This is a genomic window from Cupriavidus sp. GW823-FHT07B10, from assembly GCF_058794355.1.
Genome location: NZ_JBXAGS010000023.1, coordinates 1 through 16,089, shown reverse-complemented (window position 1 = coordinate 16,089; position 16,089 = coordinate 1). Strand labels below are relative to the sequence as shown.

The 16,089-nt window shown below is 66.0% G+C and carries 15 protein-coding genes and 3 tRNA genes; 8 read left to right on the top strand and 10 right to left on the bottom strand.

All coding sequences use genetic code 11. The features are described from left to right. Positions 1-2: 2 nt before the first annotated feature. The 3 genes from AC1Q6V_RS30655 (at position 3) to AC1Q6V_RS30645 (ending at position 1,911) form a co-directional block, all read left to right on the top strand. Positions 3-78, top strand: a tRNA-Gly gene (locus AC1Q6V_RS30655). A 120-nt stretch (positions 79-198) separates the two neighbouring features. Next, positions 199-272, top strand: a tRNA-Cys gene (locus AC1Q6V_RS30650). Between the two features lie 394 nt (positions 273-666). Further along, entirely contained in the window at positions 667-1,911 is a 1,245-nt protein-coding gene (locus tag AC1Q6V_RS30645; RefSeq protein ID WP_010814700.1) for a cation:proton antiporter domain-containing protein, read from the top strand. A gap of 18 nt (positions 1,912-1,929) precedes the next feature. Here the strand turns inward: AC1Q6V_RS30645 and AC1Q6V_RS30640 are convergent, their stop codons facing one another. Further along, a complete protein-coding gene (locus AC1Q6V_RS30640) occupies positions 1,930-2,859 on the bottom strand; it encodes a LysR family transcriptional regulator (RefSeq protein WP_454750346.1) in 930 nt (309 codons plus the stop codon). A 98-nt stretch (positions 2,860-2,957) separates the two neighbouring features. Here AC1Q6V_RS30640 and AC1Q6V_RS30635 point away from each other — a divergent pair, with 98 nt between their 5' ends. Continuing rightward, a complete protein-coding gene (locus tag AC1Q6V_RS30635; RefSeq protein ID WP_010814702.1) occupies positions 2,958-4,052 on the top strand; it encodes a YeiH family protein in 1,095 nt (364 codons plus the stop codon). Positions 4,053-4,139: 87 nt separating this feature from the next. Here AC1Q6V_RS30635 and AC1Q6V_RS30630 read toward each other — a convergent pair. Then, positions 4,140-4,226 (bottom strand) — tRNA-Leu (locus tag AC1Q6V_RS30630). Positions 4,227-4,413: 187 nt separating this feature from the next. On the opposite strand from AC1Q6V_RS30630, the gene AC1Q6V_RS30625 reads away from it, so the two are divergent. The 3 genes from AC1Q6V_RS30625 (at position 4,414) to AC1Q6V_RS30615 (ending at position 5,862) form a co-directional block, all read left to right on the top strand. Beyond that, positions 4,414-4,767 carry a hypothetical protein gene (locus AC1Q6V_RS30625; RefSeq protein ID WP_011615713.1) on the top strand — a complete coding sequence of 118 codons (354 nt, stop codon included), beginning with the start codon at positions 4,414-4,416 and terminating at the stop codon, positions 4,765-4,767. A gap of 271 nt (positions 4,768-5,038) precedes the next feature. Beyond that, the gene (locus AC1Q6V_RS30620) at positions 5,039-5,296 is read left to right on the top strand and encodes a hypothetical protein (RefSeq protein WP_010814704.1); all 258 of its coding nucleotides are present in this window, start codon (positions 5,039-5,041) and stop codon (positions 5,294-5,296) included. 158 nt (positions 5,297-5,454) lie between these two features. Continuing rightward, positions 5,455-5,862 (top strand): heme-binding protein, encoded by a 408-nt coding sequence (locus tag AC1Q6V_RS30615; protein ID WP_010814705.1) that lies wholly within the window; start codon positions 5,455-5,457, stop codon positions 5,860-5,862. 271 nt (positions 5,863-6,133) lie between these two features. Here the strand turns inward: AC1Q6V_RS30615 and AC1Q6V_RS30610 are convergent, their stop codons facing one another. The 4 genes from AC1Q6V_RS30610 to AC1Q6V_RS30595 all read right to left on the bottom strand — a co-directional run bounded on the left by AC1Q6V_RS30610 (position 6,134) and on the right by AC1Q6V_RS30595 (position 8,590). Next, the gene (locus tag AC1Q6V_RS30610; protein WP_010814706.1) at positions 6,134-6,463 is read right to left on the bottom strand and encodes a hemin uptake protein HemP; all 330 of its coding nucleotides are present in this window, start codon (positions 6,461-6,463) and stop codon (positions 6,134-6,136) included. 241 nt (positions 6,464-6,704) lie between these two features. Continuing rightward, positions 6,705-7,118 carry an ExbD/TolR family protein gene (locus AC1Q6V_RS30605; RefSeq protein ID WP_010814707.1) on the bottom strand — a complete coding sequence of 138 codons (414 nt, stop codon included), beginning with the start codon at positions 7,116-7,118 and terminating at the stop codon, positions 6,705-6,707. 21 nt (positions 7,119-7,139) lie between these two features. Continuing rightward, positions 7,140-7,868 (bottom strand): MotA/TolQ/ExbB proton channel family protein, encoded by a 729-nt coding sequence (locus AC1Q6V_RS30600; protein ID WP_010814708.1) that lies wholly within the window; start codon positions 7,866-7,868, stop codon positions 7,140-7,142. A gap of 62 nt (positions 7,869-7,930) precedes the next feature. Next, on the bottom strand, positions 7,931-8,590 hold the full coding sequence (locus AC1Q6V_RS30595; protein ID WP_010814709.1) for an energy transducer TonB: 660 nt from the start codon (positions 8,588-8,590) through the stop codon (positions 7,931-7,933). A gap of 487 nt (positions 8,591-9,077) precedes the next feature. On the opposite strand from AC1Q6V_RS30595, the gene AC1Q6V_RS30590 reads away from it, so the two are divergent. After that, positions 9,078-11,378: an AAA family ATPase gene (locus AC1Q6V_RS30590; RefSeq protein ID WP_011615711.1), complete on the top strand. Its 2,301-nt coding sequence runs from the start codon at positions 9,078-9,080 to the stop codon at positions 11,376-11,378. Between the two features lie 20 nt (positions 11,379-11,398). On the opposite strand, the gene murI is transcribed toward AC1Q6V_RS30590, so the two are convergent. The 4 genes from murI to AC1Q6V_RS30570 form a co-directional block, all read right to left on the bottom strand. Then, positions 11,399-12,208, bottom strand: a complete 810-nt coding sequence (gene murI, locus AC1Q6V_RS30585; RefSeq protein ID WP_010814712.1) for a glutamate racemase — start codon at positions 12,206-12,208, stop codon at positions 11,399-11,401. Between the two features lie 98 nt (positions 12,209-12,306). Further along, positions 12,307-13,830: a fumarate hydratase gene (locus AC1Q6V_RS30580; RefSeq protein ID WP_010814713.1), complete on the bottom strand. Its 1,524-nt coding sequence runs from the start codon at positions 13,828-13,830 to the stop codon at positions 12,307-12,309. Positions 13,831-14,031: 201 nt separating this feature from the next. Further along, positions 14,032-14,574, bottom strand: a complete 543-nt coding sequence (locus AC1Q6V_RS30575; protein ID WP_037024644.1) for a TIGR00645 family protein — start codon at positions 14,572-14,574, stop codon at positions 14,032-14,034. Positions 14,575-14,679: 105 nt separating this feature from the next. Continuing rightward, a complete protein-coding gene (locus AC1Q6V_RS30570) occupies positions 14,680-15,639 on the bottom strand; it encodes a DMT family transporter (RefSeq protein ID WP_058698457.1) in 960 nt (319 codons plus the stop codon). Positions 15,640-16,089: the final 450 nt, after the last annotated feature.

Here is a 16,089-nt window from a genome sequence, read left to right as displayed (position 1 = left end):
ATGCGGGAGTAGCTCAGTTGGTAGAGCGCAACCTTGCCAAGGTTGAGGTCGCGAGTTCGAGACTCGTCTCCCGCTCCAATCCCCAAAGGGAAGCACCGCTTCCCTTTTTGTTTGGGTTGAATCGCCGCAAGACATTGCCGGAAGCTGCGCTCCGGCAGCATCGGCTGAATGCGGATACAATCCAGCAGCACGTCACCTGGCGGGGTGGCAGAGTGGTTATGCAGCGGCCTGCAAAGCCGTGTACGCCGGTTCGATTCCGACCTCCGCCTCCAGTTGCATGCAGAACGGCGCCTCGCGGCGCCGTTTTTGTTTTCCGGGCCAGTTCCCTGCCTCGCCTTCAGTCAAGCAGGCGCCGGATCGTCCGCCATCTCCGCGCCTCGGGCACGTGGCGGGCATGTTACATTACTCCTGTCGTACGCTTTTCGGGGGGCTCCGCGTGATGGATAGCGGGGCAGCATGTCAATCGCCATCCCCGATCCGTGACGCGCCGCCGGCGTGTCCGGGGCCGCTGCGGCACTTCCCGTTCTTCCCCGTTCCGATGCTGCTGCCAATTGTTGCGGCGATTTCCCCGCGCTGACCGCTGGTGCGCGCCGGATGCGCTGTCGCGGTTGCCAGGGCCGGGAGCGGGTTAGCCGTTCAGCCCCTGACACGAGGAATCCCGCGCGCATGCATCACGCCACCCCGCTTATCAGTACCATCGTCGGCGGTATCGTCCTGGCCTTTATCCTTGGCGCCATCGCCAGCCGGCTGCGCCTGCCGCCGTTGATCGGCTACCTGTGCGCGGGCATCGTGGTCGGTCCGCACACGCCCGGCTATACCGCCGACCAGGCCCTGGCGCCGGAGCTGGCCGAGCTTGGCGTGATCCTGCTGATGTTCGGGGTGGGGCTGCACTTTTCGATCAAGGACCTGATGGCGGTCAAGCGCATCGCCATTCCGGGGGCGGTGGTGCAGATCGGCATCGCCACGCTGATGGGCATGCTGGTGGCCTGGGGCTTCGGCTGGTCATGGGGGCAGGGGCTGGTGTACGGACTGGCGCTGTCGGTGGCGAGCACCGTGGTGCTGCTAAAGGCCTTGCAGGAGCGTGACCTGGTGGAGTCGCCGCAGGGCCGCATCGCGGTCGGCTGGCTGATCGTGGAAGACCTGGCGATGGTGCTGGCCCTGGTGCTGCTGCCGGCGATGGCAGGTCTGCTGGCGGCTTCCGGCGTAACCTCGGGCGAAACATCGGGCGAGGCCGCGCCGGCTACCGGTGACGTGGTGCTCGCGATCTTCGCGACGCTGGGCAAGGTGGCCGCTTTCGTCGCGGTGATGCTGGTGATCGGCCGGCGCTTTATCCCGTGGATGCTGGAGCGCATCGTCTGGACCGGCAACCGCGAGATGTTCCGCCTGGGCGTGCTGGCGACGGCGCTGGGCGTGGCCTACGGCGCCTACGCGCTCTTTGGTGTGTCGTTCGCGCTGGGCGCGTTCTTTGCCGGCATGGTGCTGGCGGAGTCCGAGTTCAGTCATCGTGCGGCCGAAGAGTCGCTGCCGCTGCGCGATGCCTTCGCCGTGCTTTTCTTCGTATCCGTGGGCATGCTGTTCGACCCGATGGTGCTGGTCAACGATCCGTGGGGCGTGCTGGCGACGGTGTTTATCATCGTGGTGGGCAAGTCGCTGGCGGCGCTGGGCATCGTGCGTGCCTTCGGGCATTCCGGGCAGACCGGCATGACCATTGCCGTGAGCCTGGCGCAGATCGGCGAGTTCTCGTTCATTCTCGCCAGCCTCGGCGTCTACCTGAAGATCCTGCCCGAGCGCGGCCAGGCGCTGATCCTGGCCGGGGCGCTGCTGTCGATCATGCTCAATCCGGTGCTGTTCCACCTGCTCGACCTGTACACGGCGCGGCGCAATCGCAGCGCGGATCCGCAGCCGGCCTGACCGGAGCCTGGGTGCGGCTCAGCCGCCGATCTGCGGCGCCATGGTGCGCAGGTATTCGGTAAAGGCCAGCAGCCCCTGGGTCGGGAACTTGTCCTGGTGCACCACCAGCTGCAGCGGCCGCACGATGCGTGGCAGGCCGTCGCGGATCGCCACCAGCGTGCCGCGCTCCAGTTCATCGCGCACCACATGCAGCGACAGGCAGCTGACGCCGAAGCCGCTCATCACTGCGCGCTTGATGGCTTCGGCGTTGCCCAGCTCCAGCGCGAAGCGCAGCTCGCCCAGCAGCGGCACCAGCCGTTCCTCGATGACCTCGCGCGTGCCCGAGCCCGGCTCGCGCACGATCCACTCGGCATCGCGCAGCGCCACCAGGTCGTGCGGCACGGCCGCAAGCGGATGCGAGGGGCCGACTACCACCACCATCTCGTCATCGCACCAGGGCACGCTGCGCAGGTCGCGCTCATGGCTGGCGCCTTCGACCAGGCCGATATCGGCGTCGAACTGCAGCAACGATTGCAGCACCTCGCGGGTATTGCCGATGCGCAGGTCCAGCGTGCACGGGCCGCTGCGCGAATGGCGGAAGCCCGCCAGCAGCGGCGGCAGGATGTAGCTGCCTATGGTATTGCTGGCCGCGATGCGCAGCTGCACGCCGGTCTGGGTGGCAAAGCGCTCCAGTTCCTGGGCCTGGTCCAGCAGCGACAGCGCGCGCGGGAAAAACTGGCGGCCGGTCTCGTTGATGCTGAGCCGACGGGCCACGCGGTCGAACAGCGGGCTGTCGAGCGCGCGCTCAAGCTCGGCCAGCGAGGCGCTGACGGCCGACTGCGACATCGCAAGTGCCTGCGCCGCCGCCATGGTGCTGCCATGCTGGGCCACGGCAACGAAGACGGACAGCTGGCGCAGCGTCAGGCGCAGGGGACGATGTTCGGGCCGGGGATCGGGGCGGTGGTCCATATCGATATAATCAATAACGCATAACGATATTACCCGTTTTACGGGTTAGCGGGGTGCCAGTACGCTTGAGTCACTAAAGAACACGACCCGAGCCTGCCATGTCCTCCGTCTCCGCCCCCCGCACCACCCCGGCCGCCGCGCCGGCCTTGCCGCCGCCGTGGTCGCAGCGCCTGCTGACGCTGGTACCGCTGGGCGGCATTGCCTGGCTGGCGATTGCGCTGGCCGAGCATCCGGCCGTGGCGCGCTACGGGCTCAGCGCGCTGACGCTGGCCATGTGCGCCGGCATGGTCGCGGCCAACACGCTGCCGCGCCACTGGCTGGCGCCGCTGGCCCCCGGCATGCAGGTCGCACGCCACCACCTGCTGCGGCTGGGCGTGGCGCTGTACGGGCTGCGCCTGACCTTTGCCTCGATTGTCGCCCTGGGCCTGCCGGGCATCGTGGTGCCGCTGACCATGCTGGTGGCCACGCTGCTGTTCGGCACCTGGGTGGGTACGACGTTCTTCGGCCTGAGCCGCCGCGAAGCGATCCTGGTCAGCTCCGGCAGCGCCATCTGCGGTGCCGCCGCGGCCATCGCCGTATCATCGGTGGTGCGCACCGACGACAAACAGACCGCCGTGGCGGTGGCGACGGTGGTGCTGTTCGGCACCGTCGGCATGCTGCTTTATCCCTATCTGTACGAACTGGCGACCGGCCACTGGCACTGGGCCGTCAGCGAGCGCATGTTCGGCATCTTTACCGGCGCGACGCTGCACGAGGTGGCCCAGGTGATCGCCGCCGGCAAGATGATCAGCGAGCCGACCGCCGACGCTGCCGTGGTGGCCAAGATGGTGCGCGTGCTGGCATTGGGCCCGCTGCTGCTGGTGATGGCGCTGTGGCCGCAGGGCGGCGAGCAAGCCGAGCAAGGCACCGCAGGCGGCAGCCGCCTGCATGGCATCCTGAAGTCGGTGCCGTGGTTCGCGGTGGGGTTTGTCGCAGTGATGGCGGTCAACTCGGCCGGCACCGTGCCCACTGCCTGGAAGGCGCCGCTGATCGCGCTGGACAACTGGCTGCTGGCCTGCGCGATGCTGGCGATCGGCCTGCACACCCGCATCGGCGATCTGGTGCGCGCCGGACGCAAGCCGCTGGCGCTGGCCGGTGTGCTGTTCGTGTTCCTGATGGGGGTGGGTGCGCTGATGTGCTACGCGATGGCCTGACGCGCGCGGAGCTGAAGGCAGCAAAAGAAGGGGGCCGATGGCCCCTTCTTTTATTTTGAAGCGGGAGCGGAGGGGGGCTGTACACCCTGGTGCGGCCGACGGGACTCGAACCCGTAAGCCTGGAAAGGCGGCAGATTTTAAGTCTGCTGAGTCTACCAATTTCTCCACGGCCGCACGGCAAGCCCGGTATTGTGGTGGCTCGGCATCCCGGATGCAAGCGCGTTACTGCTGCGGGCGCCTGGCGCGCGAAAAAGTGACGCCGCTGTTACGGCTGGTAACAATGTCGACCTTGCCGTTGCACCTGGAAAATTCCGAACCCCTACAATACGGATTAAGAGAAATCTCACATTGAGAGGCGGATATGAAACGTTGGTGGCTCGTAGCATTCGGTGTCGCAGCCGGGCTTGCTTCCGGGGCAGCAATGGCCCATGTGAGCGTCGGCGTGGCAATCGGCGTGCCGGGCGTAGTGGTTGGCGCGCCCGCCTATTATCCGCCAGCCCCGGCTTACTATGCACCGCCGCCTGTCGTGGTGGCACCTGCGCCGGTCTACTACGGCCCGCCCCCGGTGGTGGTACGACCGCGTCCGGTCTATTACGGTCCTGGCTACTACGGCCCGCCGCGCTATTACGGCGGCCACCGCGGCTACTATGGCCCGCCGGGATACCATCGTGGCCGTGGGCATGGCCATGGTCATGGCCGTTGGCGCGACGATTGATCGCCCGTTCGAGCTGCGCAAGCTTTTTGAAAGAGAAGGGGCCCTCCGGGGTCCTTTCTTTTTTCCTGCCGCACTGCGGCATGAGGCGCTGAAGCCAGTTCCCGGAAATTCGACCCCTTGCTGAGCGTAGTCAAATTATTTGAACAGACTGCTCAAAGCGTCACCTCTATCGCCATAAGGGTTTTCCCCTAAACTACCGTTGTGACATCGTGATGACGGCACCGCGAAGTGCTGTACGGTGCCTCGACTAACAATAGCAAGGGGAATATCCATGAAGATCACACAAGCCGTTGCTGCCGTCGCAGCCCTGGCCGCGCTGGGCGCGCTTTCCACCTCCGCATTTGCCGCCGTCGGCAAGGTCGATCCGTACCTGGACGGCGCCAGGGTCGGCAAGACGGACCCGTACACCGATGGTGCCAAGATGGGCAAGGTTGATCCGTTCACCGACGGTGCCCGCCTCGGCAAGCCCGATCCATACACCGATGGCGCGCGCATGGGCAAGCCGGATCCGTACTCGGACGGCGCCTGAATCGCTGTTGTCCGTCCATGATGAATGGCCCGCCAAGCGCGGGCCATTTTTGTTTTTCCCCGCGCTCCGGCGCACCGCAATGGGGCGCCTGTCATGACGATGGCGGGGGTGCGGCGCTATACTTCGGCCTCAACCAAATGAATGACCAGGAGAGTGGCATGCAGCAAAAGACGGTTCTGACGGCAGACGACGTGAAGAAGATCATGGCCGCTGCGGAAACCGAGGCGAAGAATCATCAATGGGCCGTGTCGATCGTCGTGGTGGACGATGGCGGCCATCTGCTGGCGATGCAGCGCCTGGATGGTGCCGCGCCGATCTCGGCCTATATTGCCGGCGAAAAGGCCCGTACCTCGGCGCTGGGCCGTCGCGAGTCGAAGGTATACGAAGACATGATCAACAACGGCCGCTACTCGTTCATGACGGCGCCGGTGCTGCAAGGCATGCTGGAGGGCGGCGTGCCCATCGTCTGCAACGATCAGGTGGTCGGTGCCGTGGGCGTGTCGGGCGTGAAGTCGACCGAAGACGCGCAGATCGCGCGTGCCGGCATTGCTGCGCTGGGCCTGTAAAGCCCTTGCGCCGGCCACTGTGCCGGCGCATGAAAATGCCCCGCAGGCATGGCCTGCGGGGCGGCATAAAAGAGGGCATGGCTGGGTACGGTCGGCCCGGCGTGGGGTCTGAATCCCGCCCGCGGCACCAGTACCTGGCTACTGCCCAACACCTCGTTCCGAGGTGGTCCCCACAAAAGTCTTTACTGCCACGTACGTGGCACCCGCGCCCAACGCGGGTCTAGATCGCTTCCCTCTGGCTTCAACCTTGCGGTATCGCCGCGGGGCCGCGTCATTTCGTCAGGATCAGCTTGCCGTAGCGCGTGACGCGCAGCGTGTAGACATCGCCGTTGTGCAGGATCGGCAGGGTGCTGGCGCCGCGCATGATGGCATCCAGGGCGACCGCCTCGCCGGCAGGCGCTGGCGACAGGCTGTCGCGCACCAGTGCCTCGAGCCGGGCGGGCAGGGCCGCCACCGCGGACTTCACGGATGCGATGGTCGACGGTGCCGCCTTCGCGCTGGCCTCGCGGCGCGGTTGCGCGGCGACCTCGACGCGGCGCAGCGACAGCCGGCGGCGGGTGACTTCACGCGGTTGCGACAGCGGCAGGGAAAGTGTGCTCATCTTCTGGCTCCGTTCTGCAAAAAGGGCGCGCCGGTCATGGCGCAGTCGATGGAAAGATATTAAATGAGAATTGTTATCATTACAATAGCCTCTGACTAAGATTCGCGGAACGACCAAGTGCGGTTAGAAGGGGGGCGCAAGAGGCGACGCAGCGCAGGCTGGCGCCATGACTCGGCGCCATCAACGACAAAGGGCACCCTGAGGTGCCCTTTGTCGTTCCGGAGCGCCTGGCGGCGCCCGCTTACTGCTTGGGTTCGGTGATAAAGCCGATCTTGCCCAGGCCGCCGTGCTGCGCGGCGGCCATGACCTCGGCCACGCGCTCGTAGCGCACCTCGCGGTCCGCGCGCAGGTGCAGCTCAGGCTGCGGCTGCTGCTGCGCGGCCAGCGCGATATTGCTTGCCAGCGTGGCCTGGTCCACTTCCACCTGGTTCCAGAAGACCTTGCCGGCAGCGTCGATCGAGACGTTGATGTTCTGCGGCTTCGGGTCGTTCGGGGTGTTGGTGGCGCGCGGCAGGTCGATCTTCACCGCGTGGTTGATCACGGGGATGGTGATGATGAAGATGATCAGCAGCACCAGCATGACGTCGACCAGCGGCGTCATGTTGATCTCGCTCATCACCTCGTCGTCGTCGCCGTCGAGAGTACCGAATGCCATGATGACTTCCTTGCTTGCGGTTTAGCGCTGAGCCGCGGCCAGGCGCACGGTGCCGTCCTCGGCGCGGGCGCCGGTGGGGCGCACGCGCGCGCCGGTGACGAAGTAGGCGTGCAGGTCGTGGGCAAAGCGGTTGAGCTTCGAGATCACCGACTTGTTGCCGCGGGTGAGGGCGTTATAGCCCAGCACGGCGGGAATTGCCACGGCCAGGCCGAAGGCGGTCATGATCAGCGCCTCTCCCACGGGACCGGCCACCTTGTCGATGGTCGGTACGCCCGAGGCGCCGATGCCGATCAGAGCGTGGTAGATGCCCCACACGGTGCCGAACAGGCCCACGAACGGTGCGGTCGAGCCCACCGAAGCCAGCACTGCCAGGCCCGATTGCATGTGCGCCACCGAGTCGTCGATGGAGCTCTTGAGCGAGCGGGTCAACCAGTCGGAGATATCCATCACGTCGTGCAGCTGCGGCTGGCTGGCGCGGTGGTGCTGGGCGGCTTCCTTGCCGGCGATGGCCAGCGTGCGGAACGGGTTGGAGTCGCCGGCGCCCAGGGTTTCGAGCGCGTGGTCGAAATCGTCCGAGTGCCAGAAGCGCTTTTCCGCGCCGTGCGCCATCTTCTTCAGGCGCACCAGATCCCACGCCTTGGTGAGGATCACGATCCATGAGGCGAGCGACATGATCAGCAGAATGATCGCGGTCGCACGCATGACGAAGTCGCCTTGCGTCCAGAGGTGGGAGAGTCCGAGGTCCTGCATGTGTTGGTTCCTGGTGAGTTCGCTTGGTTTAGGTCAGATCAGAGATCGGAAATCTGGGGCGGTCAGTTCAGTTCGAAGCCGATCGGCTGCTGCGCCGTGACGGCGACGGCGCGGCCGTTGTCCATGTAAGGCTTGCAGCGCATGGCCTGCACGGCCTCTACCGCGGCCTGGTCCAGGCGCGATGAACCGCTCGAGGATACGACGGAAGTCTTCACGACCTTGCCGCTTTCGTCGGTGGTCAGGCGCACCACGGCCTTGCCGGTCTCGCCCATGCGGCGTGACTGGGAAGGATACTTCGGTTGCGGCGCCGTGCACTGGATTTCGCCGATGCCGACTGCACGCGGCGCGGCGGATACCGGCGCCGGGGCGGGCTCAGGTGCCGGTGCCGGGGGTGCCGGCGGCGCGGGAGGAGCCTCGGGCGCGTTCGGTGTTGGCGGCAGGCTGGCTACCGGCTGCGGGGTTGGCTTGGGCTGCGGCGGGGTCGGCTTGGGCGTGGTCACCTTCACCTGCTTGGGCGGGGTTTCCTGCTTGGGCTTGGGTTTGGGCGGCTCCGGCGGGGCTTCCTGCTTGGGAGGCTCCAGCGGGATGATGCGCGCGACGATTTCCGGCGAGATCACCGCCTCGGTCAGCTTGCGGCCCAGGCCGCTTTGGATCAGGTAGAGCAGGCCGACGTGGAACAGCAGTACGGCGAGCGTAATCTTGAGGAAGCGTTGGTCGAACATGTGTCAACAACAAAAGTCTGCCAGCGGTGGCACCGCGGCGGCGCTGTGCGCCGTCACTTGCGATAAAACAGGATCAGCGAGATGCCGCAACCGACCAGCAGGCTAAGCAGCAATTCCATGATAAACGCTCCTTCAACTGGGTTGCCGTGGGAGCGCCACTCTGGGGCAGCGTGTCAGCGGGCTAGTATAAACGATAATGATTCTTATTTGTTGTAATTTGTGCGTCGCAACTGGAATTTTCTGGCCCGGCACGTTATACCGGCAAGTCCAGGCAGCATTTCGGGAGGTGATGCAGCGGTGCATGCGCGCTGGCGCGCTCTGGCACTTTGCTGCGCTTCGGTGCCCCAGGCCACAATTGCCGGTGCCCGTGGCGCACAGGCATGCGCGGTCGGTACCAAAGCGCGCTAGCATAGGAAGAAACTGCAGACGTGGCGGTGCCCCGGTCGCGGCCCCGCCATCGCGCACAGCGCGCTCGGGGACCCCGTTCATGGACTTCACACGTTTTGCTGAAGATGACCGATCGACGATTCTGCGCTCCATGCCTGGCACATCGTCCAGTTCAGCATTGGACTGGATGTGCGCGCAGTTTGCCCTGCGCGTGGTCTGCGCGCTGGGCCCGCGCTTCAACCTGCGCAGCAATATCAACGATGTCCTGACCGTCAGCGCGCAGGAGATGGTGTGGCCGTACGGCGTGGTGCTGCGCGTGCAGCGCTTCCTGGCCGCGCGCTGCGCCGACATGCCCGCCTGGAAGGGCACCGCCCGCCTGACCCCTGAGGAATTCCTGGACCGCCACGGCCAATGGAACAGCGCTTTCGACGAAAGCGCGCTGTTCTATTACCTGGACGAGTACGTCAAGCACCATGCCAAGGACATGTTCGCCGTGTTCGACGCTTCGGCCGCTGCCATCGCCCAGCGCCTGGAAGGCGAGCGCGTGCTGCTGGTGCGCAATATCGACATGCTCAGCCATGTGCTGGACCTGCCCGAGCACGAGCGCAAGCTGCTGCTGTACGCGGCGCTGGCCAAGTACAAGCGCGACCTGCGCGCGGTGATGGTCGACTGCAAGGTGGCGCACAGCCAGGAAGCGTTCCAGATCCTGGCCGGGCTGACCGGCGCCGGCGCGGCCGACGTGGCCGCCTCGCTGCGCCCGGGCTCGCGGCTGGAGACGCTGAACCTGATCGAACAGCCGCTGCCGGAAAACAGCGTGACCGACCTGGGCGACCTGATGCGGCTCTCGGACCGGCTGCTGCACGTGCTGCTGGGCAACTACGCCAACGAAGCCGAGATGATGGCGGTCTTCACCCGCCCGGCCGCGCCGCCCACGCTGACCACTGCCGACTATCCCCATGTCGAGACCGACGCGCGCTACCTGTGCGCGCTGCTGTCCAATGCCACGCGCCAGCATGCGAGCGGAGTCAACGTGCTGATCTACGGGCCGCCCGGCACCGGCAAGACCGAGTTCGCGCGGCTGCTGGCGCGCGAGGCGGGCTGCGAGCTGTATGAAGTCGATTGCCTGGACCGCGACGGCAACAGCCTGTCGGGCAAGGACCGCTACCGCTCGCTGCAGGTGTCGCAGGCCTTCCTGCGCGGGCGTGCCCATACCGCGCTGCTGTTCGATGAGGTGGAAGACGTCTTCCCGGGCAGCGCGCGCGAGCTGATGAGCCTGTTCGGCCAGGAAGACACGCGCGCCTCGGTCAACGGCAAGGCCTGGGTCAACCAGACGCTAGAGCAGAACCCGGTGCCGGTGATCTGGATCTCGAATTCGATCCGGCAGATCGACCCGGCCTACCTGCGCCGTTTCCAGTTCCACCTGGAGCTGAAGATCCCGCCGCCGCTGGTGCGCGAGAACATCATCCGCAAGCACCTGGGCGGGCTGGACGTCAGCGACGCATTTATCACCGGGCTGGCCGGGCGCAAGACGCTGACGCCCGCGCAGGTGCAGTCGGCCGCGCGCTTTGTCGAGCTGGCACGGCCCGACGTGGAAGAGCCGGTGGAAGCGCTGATCCTGCGCCAGCTGGAACACGCCGACCGCGCCATGGGTCTGCGCCCCGAGGCCGAGGCGCGGCCGGTGGTCACGCACTACCGGCTGGAGAACCTGCACCTGGAAACCCGCTACGAGGTGGTCAAGATCGTCGACGCGCTGCGCGTGCGCCAGCGCGGCACGCTGTGCTTCTACGGCCCGCCCGGCACCGGCAAGACCGCGCTGGCCGAGCATATCGCGTCCGAGCTGGACCTGCCTCTGATGATCCGCCGCGCCTCCGACCTGATGAGCAAATATGTGGGCGAGACCGAGCAGCAGATCGCCGCCATGTTCGCGCGCGCCGAAGAGGATGGGGCGGTGCTGCTGCTGGATGAGGCCGACAGCTTCATGCAGAGCCGCCAGCAGGCGGTGCGCAACTATGAGATCTCCGAGGTCAACGAGATGCTGCAGGGCATGGAGCGCTTTAACGGCATCTTTATCTGCACCACCAACCTGTTCGACCGCATCGACGAGGCGGCGCTGCGCCGCTTCTCTTTCAAGATCCGCTTCCTGGCGCTCAAGCCCGCGCAGCGCGTGGCGATGTTTGTCGACGAGGCGCTCGACGGCGATGCCGCCGGCCTGACCGACAGCATGCGCCGTGAACTGGATACGATGGATTGCCTGACGCCGGGCGACTTCGCCACGGTCAAGCGCCAGTGCGTGCTGTTGGGCGAGGCGCTCACGCCGGATGAGTTCCTGGCACAGCTGCGCCAGGAGCACGCGATCAAGCCCGAGGTGCGGGAGCACCGGCCACTGGGCTTCCTGCAGTAGGGGAAGGCGCCGGTCAGAGGTCAGAGCGCCGGCGCCGGCTCGATCACCACGGTTTCCGCATCCGCTTCCACCTGCAGCAGCGTGGCTGCCATCGCGCGCAGGTGCGCGGCGTCCTTGGTCGAGGCAAAGCGGTCGTGCGGCGTGGCATCGGGCGCGGCGGCCAGCTTGTGTTCGGCCAGCTTGCGTGCCAGCTGGCGCGCAATGGCGCTGCCGGTGTCGACCAGTGCCAGCTGGTCGCCAACCATCGCGCGGATCGTGCCGGAGAGAAAAGGGTAGTGGGTGCAGCCCAGCACCAGCGTGTCGGCGCCGGCTTCGAGCATGGGCGTGAGGTAGGTATCGAGGCGCTCGCGCACGGCCGGGCCATCGATGTCGCCTTGCTCGATCAGCGATACCAGGCCCAGGCCGGCTTCGCAGATAAAACGGCTTTCACCATCCAGAGACGCCAGCAGGCGCGCGAACTTGGCGCTCTTGAGCGTATTGGCGGTGGCCAGCACGCCCACCACCTTGCTGCGGCTGGCCGCGGCGGCAGGTTTCAGGCCGGGTTCCACACCGATGATTGGTAGCGGCAGTTGCTTGCGCAGCAGCTCCACAGCGTGGCCGGTGGCCGTGTTGCAGGCGATCACCAGCGCCTTGCAGCCTTGGGCGATCAGCCATTCGCAGGCCTGCAGGGTGCGCGCTTCGACAAACTTCTCGGGCTTCTCGCCGTACGGGGCGTATTTCGAATCGGCGAGGTACAGCACCGATTCATGGGGCAGCAGCGCGCGGATCTCGCGCAGCACGGACAGGCCGCCAAGGCCGGAATCGAAGACGCCGATGGGTGCGGGGTTCACTGGGGTGCAGGGACGACAGGAAACAAGGTAGAAAAAAGCCGGGTCGGAACCCGGCTTCTTTTTCGAGCGCGACGGCAGATTCTACCGTCCTGCCAGGCTTACAGCGCGGCGACCGGGATCTTGCCGATCTTGGCCTGCCATTCCGCGGGGCCGGTCTTGTGCACCGAGGTGCCTTCGCTGTCCACGGCGACCGTCACCGGCATGTCCTTGACGTCGAACTCGTAGATCGCTTCCATGCCGAGGTCTTCGAAGCCGACCACCTTGGCTTCCTTGATCGCCTTGGCCACCAGGTAGGCGGCGCCGCCCACGGCCATCAGGTAGGCCGACTTGTGCTTCTTGATGGCCTCGATCGCCACCGGGCCGCGCTCGGCCTTGCCGATCATCGAGATCAGGCCGGTTTCGGCCAGCATCATCTCGGTGAACTTGTCCATGCGCGTGGCGGTGGTGGGGCCGGCCGGGCCGACCGCCTCGTCGCGCACCGGATCAACCGGGCCAACGTAGTAGATCACGCGGTTCTTGAAGTCCACCGGCAGCTTCTCGCCCTTGGCCAGCATGTCGGCGATGCGCTTGTGCGCGGCGTCGCGGCCGGTCAGCATCTTGCCATTGAGCAGCAGGGTCTGGCCCGGCTTCCACGAGGCGACTTCTTCCGGCGTCAGCGTGTTCAGGTCGACGCGCTTGGAGGTCTCGGTGTTCGGGGCCCACTCTACCTTCGGCCATTGCGACAGGTCAGGCGCTTCCAGCTTGGCCGGGCCGCTGCCGTCCAGCGTGAAGTGCACGTGGCGGGTGGCGGCGCAGTTGGGGATCATCGCGACCGGCTTGGACGCGGCGTGGGTCGGGCAGGCCATGATCTTGACGTCCAGCACGGTGGCCAGGCCGCCCAGGCCCTGCGCGCCGATGCCCAGCGCGTTGACCTTCTCGTACAGCTCGACGCGCAGTTCCTCGACCCAGTCCTTGGGGCCGCGGGCGATGATGTCCTGGATGTCGATGGACTCCATCAGCGATTCCTTGGCCATCACCATGGCCTTCTCGGCGGTGCCGCCGATGCCGATGCCCAGCATGCCCGGCGGGCACCAGCCGGCGCCCATGGTCGGCACGGTCTTCAGCACCCAGTCGACGATCGAGTCGGACGGGTTCAGCATCACGAACTTGGACTTGTTCTCCGAGCCGCCGCCCTTGGCCGCAACCTGGATGTCGACGGTGTTGCCCGGCACCACTTCGTAGTGGATCACAGCCGGGGTGTTGTCCTTGGTGTTCTTGCGGCCGCCTTCGGGCGGGCTGACGATCGAGGCGCGCAGCACGTTATCCGGATGCGTGTAGCCGCGGCGCACACCCTCGTTGATCATGTCGGTCAGGCCCATGGTGGCGCCATCCCAGCGCACGTCCATCCCCACCTTGACGAAGATCGTGACAATGCCGGTGTCCTGGCAGATCGGGCGCTTGCCCTCGGCGCACATGCGGCTGTTGGTCAGGATCTGCGCGATCGCGTCCTTGGCCGCCGGGCTCTGCTCCAGCTCATAGGCGCGGCCCAGGCTGGTGATGTAGTCCATCGGGTGGTAGTAGCTGATGTACTGCAGGGAGTCGGCGACGCTCTGGATGAGGTCTTCTTGCTTGATGACAGTCATTTTGTGGGGGAGGGCAGCGGTGAAACACAGCCTGAAATCATACACTGAGCCGGGGCGCTCTGCCCGGCTGCATACATCCGTCTACAGCCTATAATGTGCGGCAAACGCCGCTGCCTGCGTGGGGGCGGGCCCAAAAGCAAAAACCGCGGCACATGGCCGCGGTCTGGCTGGGACTAGGCGTCCGATGGCGCACTAATGTGATTAGTGCTTGGCAGCTGCGCCGGCCGGGTGCGACACCATCCGGTCCACCCAGGCCATGGCGACTGCCGACAGCAGGAAGGCAATATGGATGGCCACCTGCCACATGATGGTGTGCGTGGTCCGTTGCTCGGCATCGATAAAGGTCTTGAGCAGGTGGATCGACGAAATCCCGATCAGTGCCATCGACAGCTTGACCTTGAGCACCCCGGCGTTGACGTGGTCCAGCCATTCCGGCTCGTCCGGGTGGTTGTCGATGCCCAGGCGCGAGACAAAGGTCTCATAGCCGCCCACGATGACCATGATCAGCAGGTTGGAGATCATCACCACGTCGATCAGGCCCAGCACCACCAGCATGATCTTGTTCTCGTCGAACTCGGTCACATGCGCCAGCAGATGCCAGACCTCGACCAGGAAGTGGTAGACATAGACGCCCTGGGCCACGATCAGGCCCAGGTAAAGCGGCAATTGCAGCCAGCGCGACGCGAAGATGATGCTCGGGATCGGCCGCATGGTCTGCGGCCTGGTCATTGGATTGGAAGCCATGGGCGGGGCGGTGTCAGCGAGTTGAAAGGCGGCGTGGATTGTACCAAGCGCCGATGACCGGGCGGTGTTACCGACCGTAACCGAACCGTTCGTCGCCGGCGTGGCTCAGCCCGCGGCGCCGGGATCGGCGCCGGCCGCCTTGCCGCGCCACGCGCCGCGCGCGATCCGCCCCGGCCAGCTGGCCAGCACGATCCCGGCCAGCACGCACGCCAGCGCCACCCCATGCGGCCAGCCCGGCTGCTCGCCCAGGAGGACGATGCCGTAGGTGGCAGCCGCCACCGGCAGCACCGAGGTGAACACCCCCGCCAGCTGCGCCGGCACATGGCGGATTCCCTTCATCCACAGCCAGAACGAGAACACGCTCGCCGACAGCGCATACCACAGCAGCATCAGCCAGGTCTGCGTGGGCACCGTCGACGCATCGAAGCCCAGCAGCGGCACCAGCCCCAGTGGCAGCATCAGCAGCCCGCCAATCAAATGCGTGTAGGCACAGATCTCGATCGCGGCCAGCGTCTGCGTGAGCCGGCGCGACAGGATCACGTAGATCGATTCGCACACCACCGCGCCCATGATCATCAGGTTGCCCAGCCATGCCTGGCTGCCGCTGCCGGCACCGTGCGCGTCGCCCCGGGCGATATTCAGCACGGCGATGCCGGTCATCGCCAGCAGCACCGATGCCACCGTGCGCCGCGACAGCCGTTCGCGCAGCAGCAGCCACGACAGGATCGCCACCGTGGCCGGGATGGTGCTGGTGATCACGCCGGCCGCCATGGCGCTGGTCAGCCGCACGCCATTGAGCATCAGCAGCGTAAACAGGAAGGTGCCGAAGAACGCCTGCAGGAACAGGTTCAGCCATTCCCCGCGCGAGACCCGGCGCATGCGCGCGGGCCGGTACCAGGGCGCCAGGCAGACGATGGCAATGACAAAACGCAGCAGCGCGAACAGCAGCACCGGCACATGCGCGATGATCGATTTGCCGAGGCCCACGTTGCTGCCGACCAGTGCCATCGAGGCAACCAGGAAGAGGGCGTAGACCGGGGAGAATGCTGAAGGGTTGGCGGGCACGGGTACGGCCTTGGTCTTCCGGCGGGCGCCGCGGCGGGTGCTGAGCCGGCAGGAGCGGCAAGGGTAAGCGCCGCGATCAGGTATGGAACTCGCGGCATTATAGCTGTGCTAGCCTAATGGAGAAGGCTGCACTTTCGCGGCACGTGCGTGGATTTTTCCCGCTGCATTGCAACAAGTTGCAGGCACGCCCCGGCCCACCGTCAGGTCTTACCGTCAGGTTTAAGTAAGCCGTCGGGCGTAACGTGGCAGCCAAAGCCAGTCCAAAATCAGGAGACAAACCTATGTCCGCCATCGAATCGGTGATGCAAGAGCATCGCGTGTTCAACCCGCCCGAAGGCTTCGCCAGCCAGGCCGCGATCCCCAGCATGGAGGCCTACCAGGCGCTGTGCGACGAAGCCGAGCGTGACTATGAAGGCTTCTGGGCGCGCCACGCGCGCGAGCTGCTGCACT